Genomic DNA, 15,278 nt, shown 5'->3' on the forward strand with positions numbered 1-15,278 from the left:
TTCCATAGCCCGCGGCTTAGCCACGTTGCTGGTCGCGAATAAATTTATCCAGCACACCGTTAACGAATTTGTGGCTGTCCTCGGCCGCAAATGCCTTGGCCAGTTCAATGGCTTCGTTGAGTGCCACTTTATAAGGCACATCCTTGCGCTGGGTCAGTTCATAAAGCCCCAGACGCAGTGCCGCTTTTTCCACATGATCAACATCGCTCAGCGGGCGACTGACATACTGGCTAAGAATAGCGTCCAGTTCCTCGGTACGGGTGGCCACGCCAACAATCAGATCCCGGAAATAATCCACATCGACTTCACTGACGTCCTGCTCGGTCAGGAACTGGTGCTCAACATCAGCAATAGGATCGTTAGTCATTTGCCACTGATACAGGGCCTGCAACGCCAAGCGGCGAGCCTTACGACGAAATGCCGGTTTCATCAGCCCTCCAGCTCGTCAAGTACGTTGACCATTTCCAGCGCCGACAGCGCTGCTTCCGCGCCTTTGTTACCGGCTTTGGTACCAGCGCGCTCAATGGCTTGTTCAATGCTGTCGGTGGTCAGAACCCCAAAAGCGACAGGAATGTCGTACTGCAAAGACACGGAGGCCAGGCCCTTGTTGCACTCACTGCAGACATAATCAAAATGTGGCGTACCACCGCGGATCACTGCGCCCAGAGAAATAATTGCGTCATATTTTTTGCTGGCAGCGACCCGTTTGGCCGCCAACGGCAATTCAACGGCGCCGGGCACCTTGACGATGGTAATGTGCTCCGCCGGTACCTGACCGTGACGCTTCAGAGCATCCAGCGCCCCTTCTACCAGGGAATCGACGATAAAGCTGTTAAAGCGGGATACCACCAGCGCGAACTTGTGCTTGGGGGCCGCAAAACCACCTTCAATGATATTCATAGCCTGACTCTATACCCGAAGAAAAACCGCGCCATGTTACCACAGCGCAGCAATGGCGGCCTACTTATTCGGCCACGTACTCCACCACATCCAGGCCAAAACCACCCAGGGCGTGATAGCGTTTGTCACTACTGGAAAGCAGGCGCATTTTACCAACGCCCAGGTCAGCCAGGATCTGCGAGCCAATGCCAACCCGGCGGCTGGTGCCCGACCAAGGTGCGGGCGCCGGCACATCGCTTTTGTCTTCGGCGGCAAAGTGCAGCAGCTTGCGCACCAGATCACTGTCGGACTCTTCCGAGGCCAGCAATACCAGCACACCGCCGTCCTGGCCAATACGCTCCATCGCCTTATACAGCGGCCAGCTACGGCTGACACTGCGATCAGACAGCAGCAGATCGGTCAGGCGATTGTGCAGGTGCACTCGCACCAGCGTCGGGCTGTCAGTGCTGACCGGGCCTTTTTTCAGGGCAAAATGCAGACGGCCATCAATAGTGTCGCGGTAACTGACCAGTTCAAAATCACCATACAGGGTCGGCAACTGGCACTGGCTGAGCCGTTCAATCGTGGTTTCATTCAGTGACCGGTATTCAATCAAGTCGGCAATGGTGCCCACCTTGATACCGTGCTTTTCACCAAAAGCTTCCAGCTGCGGGCGCCGGGCCATGGTGCCGTCTTCATTGAGGATCTCAACGATCACCGCTGAAGGCTCAAAGCCTGCCATACGGGCCAGATCGCAACCGGCTTCGGTATGGCCGGCCCGGGTCAGCACGCCGCCATCCTGAGCCATGATCGGAAAAATATGGCCAGGTTGCACCACATCTGCGGCCTTGGCATCTTTGGCGACGGCCGCCTGAACCGTACGGGCACGGTCTGCAGCACTGATACCGGTAGTCACCCCTTGGGCCGCTTCAATGGACACCGTAAAAGCGGTGCCGAACTGGGCATTGTTGTCTTTGGCCATCAAGGGCAGGTTCAAGCGCTGGCAACGCTCGCGGTTCATGGTCAGGCAGATCAGGCCGCGGCCATGGGTTGCCATGAAGTTAATGACATCCGGCGTTACCTTTTCTGCTGCGATGATCAAGTCACCTTCATTTTCACGGTCTTCGTCGTCCATGAGGATGACCATTTTGCCGGCGCGAATATCATCGATGATGTCTTGAATGGGGGACAGTGCCATGGGTCTTCCTTATTTGATGAAGCCACTACGGGCCAGTAATTCATGGGTGACAGCCTGCTTGCCAGTGTCAGTTGGCAACAGCAGGCGCTCAACGTAGCGGGCCAGCAGATCCACTTCCAGGTTCACCTGGCTGCCCGGGCGCCACTGATTGACGGTAGTGTGCTGCTGACTGTGAGGAACAAGGGTGATACGGAACTGACTATCGGCAACGCTGTTCACGGTCAGGCTGATGCCATCGAGCGTGACCGAGCCCTTTTCCGCAATGTAACGGGCCAGCTCAGGTGGTGCCTGCAACCAAAAATCAATGGCCCGGCCATTATTGTCACGGCGCACTATCTGCGCCAGACCATCAACATGGCCACTGACCAGATGCCCACCAAGGCGGCTATTGGCCTGCAGGGCCTTTTCCAGATTAACCTGGCTGCCGGCCTGCAGCTGGCCAAGACTGGAACAGGCCAGTGTTTCGGCGGAAACATCGGCGCTAAAACCGTCTTGAAAAAGTGCCGTCACCGTCAGGCAAACACCATTGGTGGCGATGGAGTCACCCAGCTTGACGTCACTGAGATCCAACTGGCCACTGGCAATACGCAACTGCCGGTCGGCGCCCTGCCCGCTGAGACTAACTACCCTACCCAGGGCTTCTACAAGTCCGGTAAACATTACAGCTCCACCGTTAAACGCAGATCGTCACCGACCATGCGGCTATCTTTAATACGCCAGCGTGGCGCGTCGCTCATCTGTTGCAGCAGCGGCAAGGTCATTAACCCGCGGCCACGATCACCCAGCGCCGTGGGGGCCAGATAGAGCACCAACTCATCGACCAAGCCAGCGCTAATAAAGGCACCAGCCAGGCGGGCACCGGCTTCCACCAACACCGAGTTAACCGGCAGTGCCTTCAGCAGCGCAGGCAGCAACTGCTGCTCTGAAAAACAGTGTTTTTCCACATGGTCGGGAAAGTCCCGGTGGTCTTTGTGATGGCTGACCACCCAGGCCGCAGTGGGCACCTGAAAAAAGCCATTGTCGCTGCCCAAGCGCTGCCGCCTGTCAATGACCACCCTAAGTGGCTGACGTATATTCGCCAGCGGATAAGGGTCGGGAAACTGACCGGCCCGTACGGTCAGCGCCGGTTCATCAGCCAGTACCGTTCCAGCACCGGTCACAATGGCACCGGCTGCGGCCCGCAAACGCTGCACATCCGCCCGCGCATCAGGGCCGGTGATCCACTTGGACTGACCATTTTCCAAAGCAGTGCGGCCATCAAGACTGGCCGCCAGTTTCAGCCGCACCCACGGCAAGCCGGTGGTCATCTTTTTGATAAAGCCGGGATTCAGCGCCCGTGCATCGCTTTCTAACAGGCCGCTGGCCACGTCGATACCCGCCTCCGCCAGGCGTTTAAGGCCCCTGCCTGCCACCTGCGGGTTAGGGTCAACCATGGCGGCAACCACCCGACTGACGCCGGCATCAATAAGCGCATCGGCGCAAGGCGGCGTACGGCCATGATGTGAACAGGGTTCTAACGTGACATAGACCGTGGCCCCCCGGGCGCGCTCGCCGGCCATGGCCAGCGCCTGCACTTCGGCATGGCCGCTGCCGGCCTGCTGGTGCCAGCCTTCACCAACCAGCTCACCATCTTTGACCAACACACAGCCAACTGCCGGGTTCGGCTCGGTGGTGTAGCGCCCTTGTGCCGCCAGGGTGATGGCGCGGGCCATCCAGTGGGCATCCTGCACCTCAGTCCTCCAGACGGGCGATGGCTTCGCCGAATTCGCGGACGTCTTCGAAGCTTCGGTAGACCGAAGCAAAACGGATATAGGCCACTTTATCCAGGCCCTTCAGGGCGTCCATCACCAGCTCACCGAGCATATTGGAGGACAGCTCCCGCTCACCGGTGGCGCGCAGGGTGCTTTGGATTTTATTGATCGCCTGTTCTACCTGTTCGGCACTGACCGGGCGTTTTTCCAGCGCCCGCATGATACCAGCCCGCAGCTTGTCCTCGTCGAAGGGTTCACGCACCCCATCGCGCTTGATGATGCGGGGCATCACCAACTCGGCACTTTCAAAGGTGGTGAAGCGTTCGTGGCAGTGCAGGCACTCACGCCGGCGGCGCACCTGATGCCCTTCGGCCACCAGCCGCGAATCAATTACTTTAGTATCGTCAGCGCTACAAAAAGGACAGTGCATAGGGTCTCCAAGACAACACTGGCCGCAAATGCGGCCAGTACAGCTCAGCCAGTTACCTGACCGGGCTTAGCCGTATACCGGGAAGCGACGGCACAGTGCGACAACGTCGTTACGCACGCGCGCAATGACGGTTTCATCACTGATGTTATCCAGCACATCACAAATCCAGCCAGCCACTTGCTCGGCTTCGGCCCGGCCAAAGCCACGCATGGTCATCGCCGGTGTCCCTAAACGCAGGCCGGAGGTAACAAAAGGTGAACGCGGGTCGTTCGGCACCGAGTTTTTGTTCACGGTGATATTAGCCTGGCCGAGCGCGGCATCGGCATCTTTACCGGTGATGTCTTTATCAATCAAATCCACCAGGAACAAATGGTTGTGAGTGCCGCCGGAGACGATCTTGTAACCCCGTTGCTGCATCACGCTGACCATGGTCTTGGCGTTATCCAGCACCTGTTGCTGGTAAGCTTTGAACTCCGGGCTCAGCGCTTCTTTGAAGGCCACAGCTTTGGCTGCAATCACGTGCATCAGCGGGCCACCCTGGCTGCCAGGGAATACCGCGGAGTTGAGCTTTTTGTAAATATCTTCGTCACCACAGGAAGACAAAATCAGGCCACCACGAGGGCCGGCCAGGGTCTTGTGGGTAGTGGTGGTAACCACATGTGCATGCGGCAGCGGGTTCGGGTATAAACCCGCCGCTACCAGGCCGGCGACATGGGCCATGTCGACAAACAGGTAAGCGCCCACTTGGTCAGCAATTTCGCGGAACTTGGCCCAGTCAATCACCCCGGAGTAAGCAGAGAAGCCGGCGATGATCATCTTCGGCTGGTGCTCACGGGCCTGTGCCAGCACGTCATCGTAATCAATTTCGCCGGTTTCTTCGTTGATGCCGTACTGCACCGCATTGTAGGTTTTGCCGGAAAAGTTCGGCTTGGCGCCGTGGGTCAGGTGGCCGCCGTGGGCCAGGCTCATACCCAGCACGGTATCACCAGGCTGCACCAGTGCCAGGAACACCGCGTTATTGGCCTGGGAGCCGGAATGCGGCTGAACATTGGCGTACTCGGCGCCAAACAGCTCCTTGGCGCGCGCAATAGCCAGGTCTTCAGCAATATCCACGTACTCACAACCACCGTAGTAGCGTTTGTGCGGGTAGCCTTCAGCATATTTGTTGGTCAGTTGCGAGCCTTGTGCCGCCATGACCCGGGAGGAGGTGTAGTTTTCTGAGGCAATCAGCTCAATGTGGTCTTCCTGACGACGCACTTCCTTTTGCATGGCCTCCCACAGTTCGGGATCAAAGTCGGCAAGGGCAAGTTTGGAATCCAGCATGGTATCTCCCGGGTGTCTGACCCGTGTTATCTGATTGAAATATGAAATTGGCCGCTATTTTAGCCGAAGAGGCAAGCGCTTTCCTAGCCAGGCGATGTCAAGGTGCCAAGCTTGCGATACAATGCGCGCAACTTCGTACCCTGATAAGAGATAACAGTATGGCTCAGTACATTTACACCATGAGCCGGGTGAGCAAGGTTGTGCCGCCCAAGAAATACATCTTAAAAGACATTTCCCTGTCTTTTTTTCCCGGTGCCAAAATTGGCGTACTGGGCCTCAACGGTGCCGGTAAATCAACGCTGCTGCGGATCATGGCCGGTATCGATAAGGAAATCGATGGCGAAGCGCGGCCACAGGCCGGCATCAATGTCGGTTACCTGCCGCAGGAACCGCAGCTGGACCCGAACAAAGACGTGCGGGGCAACGTCGAAGAAGCCGTTGCTGACGTTATCGGCGCCATGGCCGAGCTTGACCAGGTCTATGCCGCCTATGCAGACCCCGATGCTGACTTTGACAAGCTGGCCAAGCGCCAGGGGGAACTGGAAAATCTGATCCAGGCCAAAGACGGCCACAATCTGGAAAATACGCTGGAGCGTGCCGCCGAAGCGCTGCGTCTGCCGCCGTGGGACGCCGATGTCAACAAACTGTCTGGTGGTGAACGCCGCCGGGTAGCACTGTGCCGGCTGCTGTTGTCACGCCCTGACATGCTGCTGCTGGACGAACCCACCAACCACCTGGATGCTGAATCCGTTGCCTGGCTTGAGCGTTTCTTGCACGACTACAACGGCACCGTCGTGGCCATTACCCACGACCGTTATTTCCTCGATAACGTCGCCGGCTGGATTTTGGAGCTGGACCGGGGTGAAGGTATCCCGTGGGAAGGTAACTATTCTTCCTGGCTGGAACAGAAAGAAAAACGCCTGGAGCAGGAAGAAAAATCGGAAGCCGCCCGTCAGCGCTCTATCCAAAAAGAACTGGAGTGGGTACGCCAAAATCCCAAAGGGCGCCAGGCCAAGTCCAAGGCACGGATGGCCCGCTTTGAAGAACTGCAAAGCCAGGACTTCCAAAAGCGTAATGAAACCAACGAGCTGTTTATCCCACCTGGCCCTCGCTTGGGTGACAAGGTGCTGGAAGTCAATCACCTGAAAAAGAGCTACGGTGATCGGGTACTGATTGATGACCTGAGCTTTGCCGTACCGAAAGGTGCCATCGTCGGCATTATCGGCCCTAACGGCGCCGGTAAATCCACGCTGTTTCGGATGATCCAGGGGATTGAGCAGCCGGACGGCGGCGAGCTGGTGCTGGGCGAAACCGTCCAGGTCGCGGCTGTTGATCAGTTCCGCGACGCCATGGACGACAAGAAAACCGTCTGGGAAGAAGTTTCCGGTGGCCAGGATATCCTGAAAGTCGGCAATATCGAGATCCCCAGCCGCGCTTATGTTGGCCGCTTTAACTTCCGCGGTAACGACCAGCAAAAACGGGTTGGCGAACTGTCTGGTGGTGAACGTGGCCGCCTGCACCTGGCCAAGCTGCTGCAAGCCGGTGGCAACTTCCTGTTACTCGATGAGCCCACCAACGACCTGGATGTGGAAACCCTGCGGGCGCTGGAAAATGCCCTGCTGGAGTTCCCCGGTTGTGCCATGGTGATCTCGCACGACCGCTGGTTCCTGGACCGTGTTGCCACACACATTCTTGATTACCGTGATGAAGGCAAGGTGAATTTCTTCGAAGGCAGCTACACCGACTACGAGGAATACATGAAGGCTCAGTTTGGTGCTCAGGCCATGGAGCCGCACCGTATCAAATACAAAAAGCTGGCCTGAACCTTAGCACCAGCTTAATAAAATGCCGCCTTGGGGCGGCATTTTTTATTGCCGCTGCCTATACTTAGATAACTTTTCACGGACAGACGCCATGGTTGAGCGACGTCGTTTCATCCAATTTGTTGGCAACACTCCAGCCCGCCTATGTAAAGGTGAACGCTGCTGGAACGCGTCTGTTCTTGATCTGTCCTTACAAGGGGCCATTATCACTGGCCCTGCCCCCGCTGATATCTTCATTGGAGACCGCCTGGCCCTGAGCCTGCGGCTGGCAGAAGGAGACGCCTTTATCCAGATGCAGGCACAGCTGCGTTTTGTTGAGCAACAACGCCTGGGCCTGGAATGCCTGCACATTTGCTCGGATTCCTCCGGCCACCTCAGGCGCATGGCAGCACTGTATCTGGGTTCAACCAATTGGCTTTATCGCGACTGCATGACTCTGTGGGAGGATCAATGGTAATTGCCAAAGAACGTCGTTACTTCGACCGGATCCCTTTTAGCCATCAGGTCAGTCTTTGCCTCGGCAAACATTGCTGGGAGACCGAAGTGCTGGATTTGTCTTTAAGAGGCGCGCTGGTTCGCCAGCCCGAGCGCTGGCCAGCTCACATCGGCGAGGCCTGCACACTACACCTGCCGCTGGATGACAATGACCAGACCGGTATCGATATGCGCTGCACGCTGGTGGGTCGCCACGATAACCGGCTGCATTTACTGGTTGAACATATCGATGTGGAATCAGTCAGCCGCCTGCGCCGGCTAGTCGAGCTGAACCTAGGCCAGGCCGAACTACTGGAACGTAACCTCGGCCACCTGATTGACTCCCACGGCACCGGCCACTGATCAAAACAGCGCTTCCAGCGCCTCGGTCAGCTTATTGACGCCGATCACCTCCATCCCCTTGGGAGGTGTTTTCGGCAGGTTGGCTTTGGGCACAATGGCCCGGGTAAAGCCATGCTTGGCCGCTTCATTGAGGCGCTCACCACCACTGGGCACCGGCCTGATTTCGCCGGCCAGCCCCACCTCGCCAAAAATGACCAGATCCCGCGGTATTTCCCGGTTTTTAAAGCTCGACACCATGGCCAGCAACAACGCCAGATCGGCGCTGGTTTCGGCAACACGCACACCGCCAACAACATTTACAAAGACATCCTGATCAGCCATTTGCAAACCACCATGGCGATGCATTACCGCCAGCAGCATCGACAGCCGGTTTTGCTCCAGTCCTACCGCGACGCGTCGGGGGTTAGCTAATTGGGAATGGTCCACCAACGCTTGCAGTTCCACCAGCAATGGCCGGGTGCCTTCCCAGATCACCATCACCACCGAGCCCGGCGCCTGATCCTCGGCGCGCTGCAAAAAGATCGCCGACGGGTTAGCCACTTCCCGTAGCCCCTGCCCGGTCATGGCAAACACCCCCAGCTCATTGACCGCTCCAAAGCGGTTCTTATGACCACGCAGCGTCCGAAAGCGCGAGTCAGCATCGCCATCAAGCATCACCGAACAGTCGATACAGTGCTCCAGTACCTTTGGCCCGGCTAGCGAACCATCTTTGGTGACATGGCCGACCATGATAATGGCGACGCCTTTTTGCTTGGCATAACGCGTCAGGTACGCTGCCGATTCGCGCACTTGCGAGACAGATCCGGGGGCCGACTGAATGTCCGCCATATGCATGACCTGGATGGAGTCAATTACCATCACCTTCGGCTGTTCGCGTTCCGCCAATGCCAAAATGGCTTCAATGCTGGTTTCCGCCAGCATTTTCAGCTTACCTGTTGGCAGCCCCAGACGCTGCGCGCGCATGGCCACCTGCTGTAAAGATTCTTCACCGGTGACATACAGGGTCGGCATGCGTTCTGCCAGGTAACACATGGTCTGTAACAGCAGCGTAGACTTACCGGCTCCGGGGCTGCCACCGATCAGTACCGCTGAACCTGGCACAATACCGCCGCCAAGCACCCGATCGAACTCGCTAAAGCCACTGTGCACCCGTGGCAGCTCAGTCAGGTCCACATCCGCCAGCAAGGTGATTTCAGCCTGGGTCTGGCCGGCATAACCACTGCGGCTGCTGGCCGTCGGAGCAGCACTGGGCAGGCGCATTTCACTGATGGTGTTCCAGGCACCGCATTCACTGCACTGGCCTTGCCAGCGGGGAAAATCGGCACCACAGTCACTGCAGACGTAGGCGGTTTTGCGTTTTGCCATGAAGTCGTTGTCCGTTTTTTGACGCTACACTCGACAGCCTTCTACAGGCACCACATAATGAGGGCAACATCAGATATGAAAGATATGCTGTGTTTGAATTTCGTCCAGAATATAAGGATGTATCCAATCATCCGATCATCGGTCAGTTACGCTCTTATGTCGGCAAGCCCGAATTCGAGCCTCTGTTTAATCACCTGACCGCCGACGAGAACAACAATACCCGCTTTTTACTGCGTATGGAGCTGCGCCGTGTGGCAGCCCCTTGCAATCGTATTATCGATTTACGCCGCCATGGCATCAAGAATACGCAGCTGGTGGAATTCAACAGCAAGATGCATTACATGGATGATGGTGGCCGCCGCGTTTTTACTGCCGGCATGAAAGAGTTTGGCCGCTACACCCTCGGCGTATTTGAAGACGTAGAGCATTACGCTCGGGAAGTCCGTCGCGCCCGACAGCAGGGTGAACTTGACGACAAGCCCAATGATGTCTGGCTGCAGCTGGTCAATTTCGGAAACCCCATCAGCCGTGACAGTGACCGCATGCATTTTTCCACGCCACTGTTGATAAGCCAGGGCGGCATCATTGATTTGGAAGCCACCTCGCTGGACATCTCACTGAGCGGCATTCAACTGCAACTGGGCCAGCCCGCTTATATTCACCCGGATGTGGATGTCGAGGTGAACTTTATCCGCCTGTTCGACAGCCAGCGAAACCCCTGGCCGCCGCTGACCTACCAGCTCATTTCCCAGGATGATCTGACCGTACGGCTGCGCCTGAAAACACAGGACGCCCAGGCTACGCAATTAATTCAGAACCTGATTGTCCATCACCAGCGTCGCTACAAACTGGATGTTCGCCACCTGCAGGAAACCACGCTGGCCAAAGGCTTTGAGCAGATGCTGCTCAATCATTCCGGAGCCTTGCCGCTGTTTATTGACCAGCAAAACAATAGCCGTTTCTGCCTGACTACGGGCAGCAACCGCAAGCTTTGGTATCGGCTCAGTAAAAGTGGCGCCAGCTTGCTGCCGGCCATGCTGTCGTCGGCACGCCTGAACCGTATTCTGGCGCTGGATGTTACCGAGCGGGAAACGTTCTTCTTTCTGTTTGAACACCACCAGCAAGGCAAGGTGTTCCATTTTGCCGCTGAATACCATGAACTGAAGGAAGACGGCCAGCTGGAGGATTTCCTGCACTTTGCCGTGCAAAAGCCGGGCTGGATGGTGATCAAGGGGCAGCTGTTCCCCATTGATAACGCCGATATGGAAGAGTGCAACGATGGCATAAACAGCAGTGATCTGACTCTGCCCAGCGAGCCGCTGCCAAAAGAGCTACAAGATCTGCGGCAATTGATGCTGCTGCGCGATGTCACTCAAGACTGGCTCAATCAGTATAGTCAGACACAGCCGGACAAAGGCTACGACCCGAACGTCTTGGCGCCTTATCGTATCAAGATGACCAAAGGCGTTATCCGCATTGCCATGCGTTTTAACAACATGCGTATCGAGCCCCGTTACCGCTACCCTTCTACCGCCAAGATAAGCTTTGCCGACCACAGCCTGGAAGGGGAAATTCGCGACTTTTCTACTCAGGGATTGTGCCTGCAGCTCAATGAACCGGCTTATGATTTACCGGACGTTGTTGATGTGGCCTTACCCAAGTTTCAAAAGCTCTCCAGCCGCTTTGATCTCACGCAGCTGCCGTATCGGGTGGTTCACTATGACCCATCCAATCACCGCCTGCATCTGATGATCGTGCATGCCTCCGATCCACACCCGGCCAAGCGCTTCTTTCATCAGTTAATCAATGCTAACCAAGGCCGGCTACCCACCGTTGACGATAACGAAGAAAGCTTTGATATTGCCCGGGCACTGCGGCGCAGTATTGCCGCTACCGCGATGCCGGTCACACTGTTCTTGCAAAAACAGCAAGGCAAACTGCTCCCGCACTGGCTGGGTGTGCCGGTCAGCAGCCGGCCATTACCGAACCTGCTCAGCCGCCTCAGTAAAATATCCGAAGGCAAAATCGACTTTGAAAACCTGATGTCGATACCGCTTTATGAACAAATCATCCGCGACTGGCAGGCTGGTAAAAAGCAGCAATCGCTGCTGGTGGTAATGGACGAGGATGGCTTTCCGGTAATGACCCGACTGCAACAACAGCTGCCCGGTAAGGAAAGCTACGAGTACTTGAAAAAAGCACTGGAGCGCGGCCCTTGGGCGGTATGGCGCCTGGAGATGCATAAAACACCCAAGCCGGATCTGCAGTTTATCCAGGATGATCTGACCGCCATTGGCCGCCAAGCACTGCACCGAGCCAAGCGCCTGGAAGCCGACCTGTGGAATACCTTCGGGATGATTGAAGTTAACGACGTGACGATGCTGGCATCGGCGATGCTGCGCTTGCCAGCCAAGCGTTAACCTGTGGGAACACTTCGGCGCTAGCCTGTGCCCCCACCAGCATGTTCAGGTGGTCATAGTTACAACCGTAGCCCTGCTTTTTACCCAGGATGGTCAGGTGGCCTGGAGCGCCCATTTCCTGCTGAAAACGGGCCACATCGGCGGGGTTACCCAGCGCTTTATCCCCCTGCCCGGCCAGCATCCACAGCCTTGGCCAAGCCACCTTAGCGGCCTGTTGTTGGTAGTCAAAGTGGTCGTGTGCATCACGCCACTGGTCACTGCTCACCCAATGGATAGAGTCAGCCAGTGAGCCAGGGGTTTCATCATCAGCACCAATGCCCTTTTGCCGGGCCGGCAGATAACCATAACGCCGAGCCCAGTACGGCGCCAAGCGACGCCATACCAGTTCAACTTTCACTAAACGCTCCAGGCTCCAGCTACGGATCTGCCGTTTACTGCCAAAGAATGTAAGGCTGGCCACCTGCGCTGCCAGCTGTGGGTAACGTACTAGGGTAGCGGCCATCAGTACGCCTCCCCAGGAGTGCGCCAGCCAGTGTACCGGCTGTGTTGGGTGGCGCGCGCGAATAAACTGCTGTAAAGCCGGCAGATCATCACAAATGGCTTCCCGTTGCCCATGATCGGCCCGCTCGGCAATGGTTGGCTGGCTCTGCCCGCGGCCACGTAAGTCCGCGACATAGGTACAAAAGCCCTGCGCCGCCAGATAAGGAGCCAGGCCTTTCCCGGAGTCAGAATAAAACACCCGGCCATTGCTGATTGCGCCATGCAACAGCAACGCCGGTACGCCTTGTTCTGGGCCGAAACGGCGCAGGTGCAGGCGGTGGCCAGCAATCGCAACGAAATGACTGTCAGCCATGATGGCCTTCCACATCCAGCATCGCCAGCAAGGCTTCTGCGTGGTAGTGCACCAGCGCCCCGGATGTGGCCAAACGCACTGCCGGTTTACCGTGGTAGGCCAAGCCCATACCTGCTGCCTGTAGCATCGGCACATCATTGGCACCATCACCTAAAGCCAGCACCTGCCGGGCAGGCAAGGCAGCAGCGTCACGTAACCGTTCCAGCGTCATTTTCTTATAGTTGCCATCAACAATCTGGCCCAAAACCTGCCCGGTCAACTTGCCATCGATGATCTCCAGCACATTGGCTTCCGCCAGGCTCAACCCCAGCTGTTGCTGCAAGCGGTGGGCAAAAAATGTGAAGCCCCCTGACACCAGCGCCGTTTGCCAGCCGGCCTGTTGCAACCGGGCTACCAGCGCCGGTATGCCCGGCGTGTAGTGCAGGTTGTTGGCCACCCGCTCCAGTATGGTCGCCGGTGTACCCGCCAGCTTTGCCACGCGCAGCCGTAAGCTCTCGGCGAAGTCCAGCTCGCCACGCATGGCCTGGGCTGTCACTTGCGCAACAGCCTCGCCGCAACCGGCCAGCTCCGCAATATCGTCGATACATTCGCCACAGATAGCCGTGGAGTCCATATCCATCACCAGCAACCCTGGCTCACGCAGACTGGGAAATGGCCCGGCAATCAACTCTACCGCCAACGCTTCGGCACGGGATTGGTACAACGCCTTATCCGGCAGTATCGGCACGGATAGTTCATAAACATCACCATTAAGCCAGCGTAGACGATGCCAACGCAGCCCGGCTAGCAGGCTATCTAACCCGGCTAAGGTCAACGCCGGCGCATACAGGCGCAGCGTCTGCTGGCCCTCGCTGACGATTGCCTGCACTGGAGTCAAAGGCCAGCCGGTGCGGGTCAGAGCACAAGATGCGGCCAAAGCCGCACCACCATCGCTGGGGTATAACAGCCGTTGCTCAGCAGGCAGGGCTTGCATCATCAGCGCAAGTGTCAGGCTGGGTTCGGGGCGAAAACAGGCATTGTGTTGCAAAGTAGTCTTCCAAATGGCGTCTCTAGGGCTATCATAACCTCATGATCAAAAAGGCAACACCTTCCTTTCCCGGGCGCCGTCGGCGCTGGCTGCGGTTACTGGCCCTGACGAGCGGCATTGTGCTGCTGGGGTTATTGCTGTGGCGCTGGCAGGATCTGACCCGTGCCGGCAAGCAGGTTGAGCGTCAGCAGGTCAGCGTCATGACCCGGGCTCTGACCTCACAAGCGGCTTTTGCTGCTGGCCAACTAATGCAACAGGACGACAAGAAAGCCCTGCAGGGGCTGGTAAACCGGCTGGCCAAAGAACCGCAATTACTGGACGCGGCCATTTATGATGCCAGCGGTACACTGTTGGCCCGCAGTGGCAGCCAGGCGCCGGTTCTGAGCCTGCTGGAAAAAGCCGCCAGCGAACAGTTGATCCCTTATGTCTCGGAGATCCATCATCAGGGCCAGGTCAGTGGTTATCTGCGCATCACCTTGTCTGAAGACAATGTAGTGAAAAATGCCCGTCATTACCGCCAGCAGGTCAATCAAGCGCTCAAAGTCATGTTGGCGCTGGCCTTTTTTGTCGGGGTGTTACTGATGGCGGCTCTGAGGCCATAAAAAAAGCGCCCTTAGGCGCCTTTTTTATCTCGAGACGACGCTCAGTCGCCCAATAACACCGATTCCAGCGCCACTTCAATCATGTCGTTGAAGGTCACCTGACGTTCTTCCGCCGTGGTCTCTTCACCGGTGCGGATGTGGTCGGAAACGGTCACAATACAGACGGCCTGAGCACCAAACTCTGCTGCCGCACCGTACAACCCTGCCGCTTCCATTTCCACGCCCAAAATACCGTGCTTTTCCATGACATCAAACATGCCAGGGTCAGGGTTGTAGAACAGGTCAGCCGAGAAAATATTCCCGACCCGTACCGGCACACCCTTGGTATTGGCAGCATCAACGGCGTTACGCACCAGCGCAAAGTCAGCAATAGCGGCGAAATCATGGTCGCGAAAACGCATCCGGTTGACCTTGGAGTCAGTACAGGCACCCATGCCGATGATCACATCCCGTACTTTCACATCGGTACTGATGGCGCCACAGGAGCCAACCCGGATCAGCTTTTTCACACCGTATTCGGTGATCAGTTCCTTGGCGTAAATCGAGACCGAGGGAATGCCCATGCCGTGGCCCATAACAGAGACCGGCCGCCCCTTATAGGTGCCGGTAAAGCCCAGCATGTTGCGTACCGTGGTCACTTCCCGAACGTCGTCCAGAAAAGTCTCGGCGATGTACTTGGCGCGCAGGGGATCCCCTGGCATCAGCACCACATCGGCGAAATCACCCGCATTCGCATTAATGTGCGGTGTTGCCATAGCGTTTCCTTATTT

The 15,278-nt window shown here is 57.0% G+C and carries 16 protein-coding genes; 5 read left to right on the forward strand and 11 right to left on the reverse strand.

The window, feature by feature from the left end; genetic code table 11:
* Positions 1 to 16: 16 nt before the first annotated feature.
* The 7 genes from nusB to glyA all read right to left on the reverse strand — a co-directional run bounded on the left by nusB (position 17) and on the right by glyA (position 5,581).
* Positions 17 to 430 (reverse strand): transcription antitermination factor NusB, encoded by a 414-nt coding sequence (gene nusB, locus WDB70_RS11035; protein WP_406664289.1) that lies wholly within the window; start codon positions 428 to 430, stop codon positions 17 to 19.
* Positions 430 to 900: a 6,7-dimethyl-8-ribityllumazine synthase gene (gene ribE, locus WDB70_RS11040; RefSeq protein ID WP_406664291.1), complete on the reverse strand. Its 471-nt coding sequence runs from the start codon at positions 898 to 900 to the stop codon at positions 430 to 432. The genes nusB and ribE overlap by 1 nt, the downstream gene beginning before the upstream one ends.
* Positions 901 to 964: 64 nt before the next feature.
* A complete protein-coding gene (gene ribBA, locus WDB70_RS11045) occupies positions 965 to 2,077 on the reverse strand; it encodes a bifunctional 3,4-dihydroxy-2-butanone-4-phosphate synthase/GTP cyclohydrolase II (protein ID WP_406664293.1) in 1,113 nt (370 codons plus the stop codon).
* Positions 2,078 to 2,086: 9 nt separating this feature from the next.
* On the reverse strand, positions 2,087 to 2,737 hold the full coding sequence (locus WDB70_RS11050) for a riboflavin synthase (RefSeq protein ID WP_406664295.1): 651 nt from the start codon (positions 2,735 to 2,737) through the stop codon (positions 2,087 to 2,089).
* Entirely contained in the window at positions 2,737 to 3,807 is a 1,071-nt protein-coding gene (gene ribD / locus WDB70_RS11055; protein WP_406664297.1) for a bifunctional diaminohydroxyphosphoribosylaminopyrimidine deaminase/5-amino-6-(5-phosphoribosylamino)uracil reductase RibD, read from the reverse strand. Before ribD ends, WDB70_RS11050 begins: the two co-directional genes overlap by 1 nt.
* Before the next feature lies 1 nt (position 3,808).
* Positions 3,809 to 4,258: a transcriptional regulator NrdR gene (nrdR, locus tag WDB70_RS11060; RefSeq protein ID WP_406664299.1), complete on the reverse strand. Its 450-nt coding sequence runs from the start codon at positions 4,256 to 4,258 to the stop codon at positions 3,809 to 3,811.
* 66 nt (positions 4,259 to 4,324) lie between these two features.
* Positions 4,325 to 5,581 (reverse strand): serine hydroxymethyltransferase, encoded by a 1,257-nt coding sequence (glyA, locus tag WDB70_RS11065; RefSeq protein ID WP_406664301.1) that lies wholly within the window; start codon positions 5,579 to 5,581, stop codon positions 4,325 to 4,327.
* Between the two features lie 158 nt (positions 5,582 to 5,739).
* Between glyA and ettA the strand changes: the two genes are divergently transcribed.
* The 3 genes from ettA (at position 5,740) to WDB70_RS11080 (ending at position 8,241) form a co-directional block, all read left to right on the forward strand.
* Positions 5,740 to 7,404 (forward strand): energy-dependent translational throttle protein EttA, encoded by a 1,665-nt coding sequence (gene ettA, locus WDB70_RS11070; RefSeq protein WP_406664303.1) that lies wholly within the window; start codon positions 5,740 to 5,742, stop codon positions 7,402 to 7,404.
* A gap of 91 nt (positions 7,405 to 7,495) precedes the next feature.
* Positions 7,496 to 7,861 carry a PilZ domain-containing protein gene (locus WDB70_RS11075; protein ID WP_406664305.1) on the forward strand — a complete coding sequence of 122 codons (366 nt, stop codon included), beginning with the start codon at positions 7,496 to 7,498 and terminating at the stop codon, positions 7,859 to 7,861.
* Complete coding sequence (locus WDB70_RS11080; RefSeq protein ID WP_406664307.1) at positions 7,855 to 8,241, forward strand: PilZ domain-containing protein; 387 nt, start codon at positions 7,855 to 7,857, stop codon at positions 8,239 to 8,241. The genes WDB70_RS11075 and WDB70_RS11080 overlap by 7 nt, the downstream gene beginning before the upstream one ends.
* Here WDB70_RS11080 and radA read toward each other — a convergent pair whose 3' ends face one another.
* Positions 8,242 to 9,606, reverse strand: a complete 1,365-nt coding sequence (radA, locus tag WDB70_RS11085) for a DNA repair protein RadA (protein ID WP_406664309.1) — start codon at positions 9,604 to 9,606, stop codon at positions 8,242 to 8,244.
* Between the two features lie 89 nt (positions 9,607 to 9,695).
* On the opposite strand from radA, the gene WDB70_RS11090 reads away from it, so the two are divergent.
* Complete coding sequence (locus WDB70_RS11090; protein WP_406664311.1) at positions 9,696 to 12,026, forward strand: PilZ domain-containing protein; 2,331 nt, start codon at positions 9,696 to 9,698, stop codon at positions 12,024 to 12,026.
* On the opposite strand, the gene WDB70_RS11095 is transcribed toward WDB70_RS11090, so the two are convergent.
* Entirely contained in the window at positions 11,971 to 12,879 is a 909-nt protein-coding gene (locus tag WDB70_RS11095; protein WP_406664313.1) for an alpha/beta fold hydrolase, read from the reverse strand. The two genes, WDB70_RS11090 and WDB70_RS11095, sit on opposite strands and share 56 nt — an antisense overlap.
* Positions 12,872 to 13,906, reverse strand: a complete 1,035-nt coding sequence (serB, locus tag WDB70_RS11100; protein WP_406664315.1) for a phosphoserine phosphatase SerB — start codon at positions 13,904 to 13,906, stop codon at positions 12,872 to 12,874. Before serB ends, WDB70_RS11095 begins: the two co-directional genes overlap by 8 nt.
* Positions 13,907 to 13,947: 41 nt before the next feature.
* Here serB and WDB70_RS11105 point away from each other — a divergent pair, with 41 nt between their 5' ends.
* Positions 13,948 to 14,508 carry an AhpA/YtjB family protein gene (locus tag WDB70_RS11105; protein ID WP_406664317.1) on the forward strand — a complete coding sequence of 187 codons (561 nt, stop codon included), beginning with the start codon at positions 13,948 to 13,950 and terminating at the stop codon, positions 14,506 to 14,508.
* A 41-nt stretch (positions 14,509 to 14,549) separates the two neighbouring features.
* Here the strand turns inward: WDB70_RS11105 and deoD are convergent, their stop codons facing one another.
* The gene (gene deoD, locus WDB70_RS11110) at positions 14,550 to 15,263 is read right to left on the reverse strand and encodes a purine-nucleoside phosphorylase (protein WP_406664319.1); all 714 of its coding nucleotides are present in this window, start codon (positions 15,261 to 15,263) and stop codon (positions 14,550 to 14,552) included.
* Between the last annotated feature and the right edge of the window lie 15 nt (positions 15,264 to 15,278).

The organism is Gallaecimonas aegicerasi (assembly GCF_045291545.1).
Taxonomy (GTDB): Bacteria; Pseudomonadota; Gammaproteobacteria; order Enterobacterales; family Gallaecimonadaceae; genus Gallaecimonas.

Bases quoted from the DNA above. Each gene is read 5' to 3' on its own strand.
- radA (WP_406664309.1), bottom strand. From the start codon at position 9,606: ATGGCAAAACGCAAAACCGCCTACGTCTGCAGTGACTGTGGTGCCGAT.
- ettA (WP_406664303.1), top strand. From the start codon at position 5,740: ATGGCTCAGTACATTTACACCATGAGCCGGGTGAGCAAGGTTGTGCCG.
- deoD (WP_406664319.1), bottom strand. From the start codon at position 15,263: ATGGCAACACCGCACATTAATGCGAATGCGGGTGATTTCGCCGATGTG.
- WDB70_RS11105 (WP_406664317.1), top strand. From the start codon at position 13,948: ATGATCAAAAAGGCAACACCTTCCTTTCCCGGGCGCCGTCGGCGCTGG.
- WDB70_RS11080 (WP_406664307.1), top strand. From the start codon at position 7,855: ATGGTAATTGCCAAAGAACGTCGTTACTTCGACCGGATCCCTTTTAGC.
- WDB70_RS11050 (WP_406664295.1), bottom strand. From the start codon at position 2,737: ATGTTTACCGGACTTGTAGAAGCCCTGGGTAGGGTAGTTAGTCTCAGC.
- nusB (WP_406664289.1), bottom strand. From the start codon at position 430: ATGAAACCGGCATTTCGTCGTAAGGCTCGCCGCTTGGCGTTGCAGGCC.
- WDB70_RS11075 (WP_406664305.1), top strand. From the start codon at position 7,496: ATGGTTGAGCGACGTCGTTTCATCCAATTTGTTGGCAACACTCCAGCC.
- ribBA (WP_406664293.1), bottom strand. From the start codon at position 2,077: ATGGCACTGTCCCCCATTCAAGACATCATCGATGATATTCGCGCCGGC.
- glyA (WP_406664301.1), bottom strand. From the start codon at position 5,581: ATGCTGGATTCCAAACTTGCCCTTGCCGACTTTGATCCCGAACTGTGG.
- WDB70_RS11095 (WP_406664313.1), bottom strand. From the start codon at position 12,879: ATGGCTGACAGTCATTTCGTTGCGATTGCTGGCCACCGCCTGCACCTG.
- nrdR (WP_406664299.1), bottom strand. From the start codon at position 4,258: ATGCACTGTCCTTTTTGTAGCGCTGACGATACTAAAGTAATTGATTCG.
- ribE (WP_406664291.1), bottom strand. From the start codon at position 900: ATGAATATCATTGAAGGTGGTTTTGCGGCCCCCAAGCACAAGTTCGCG.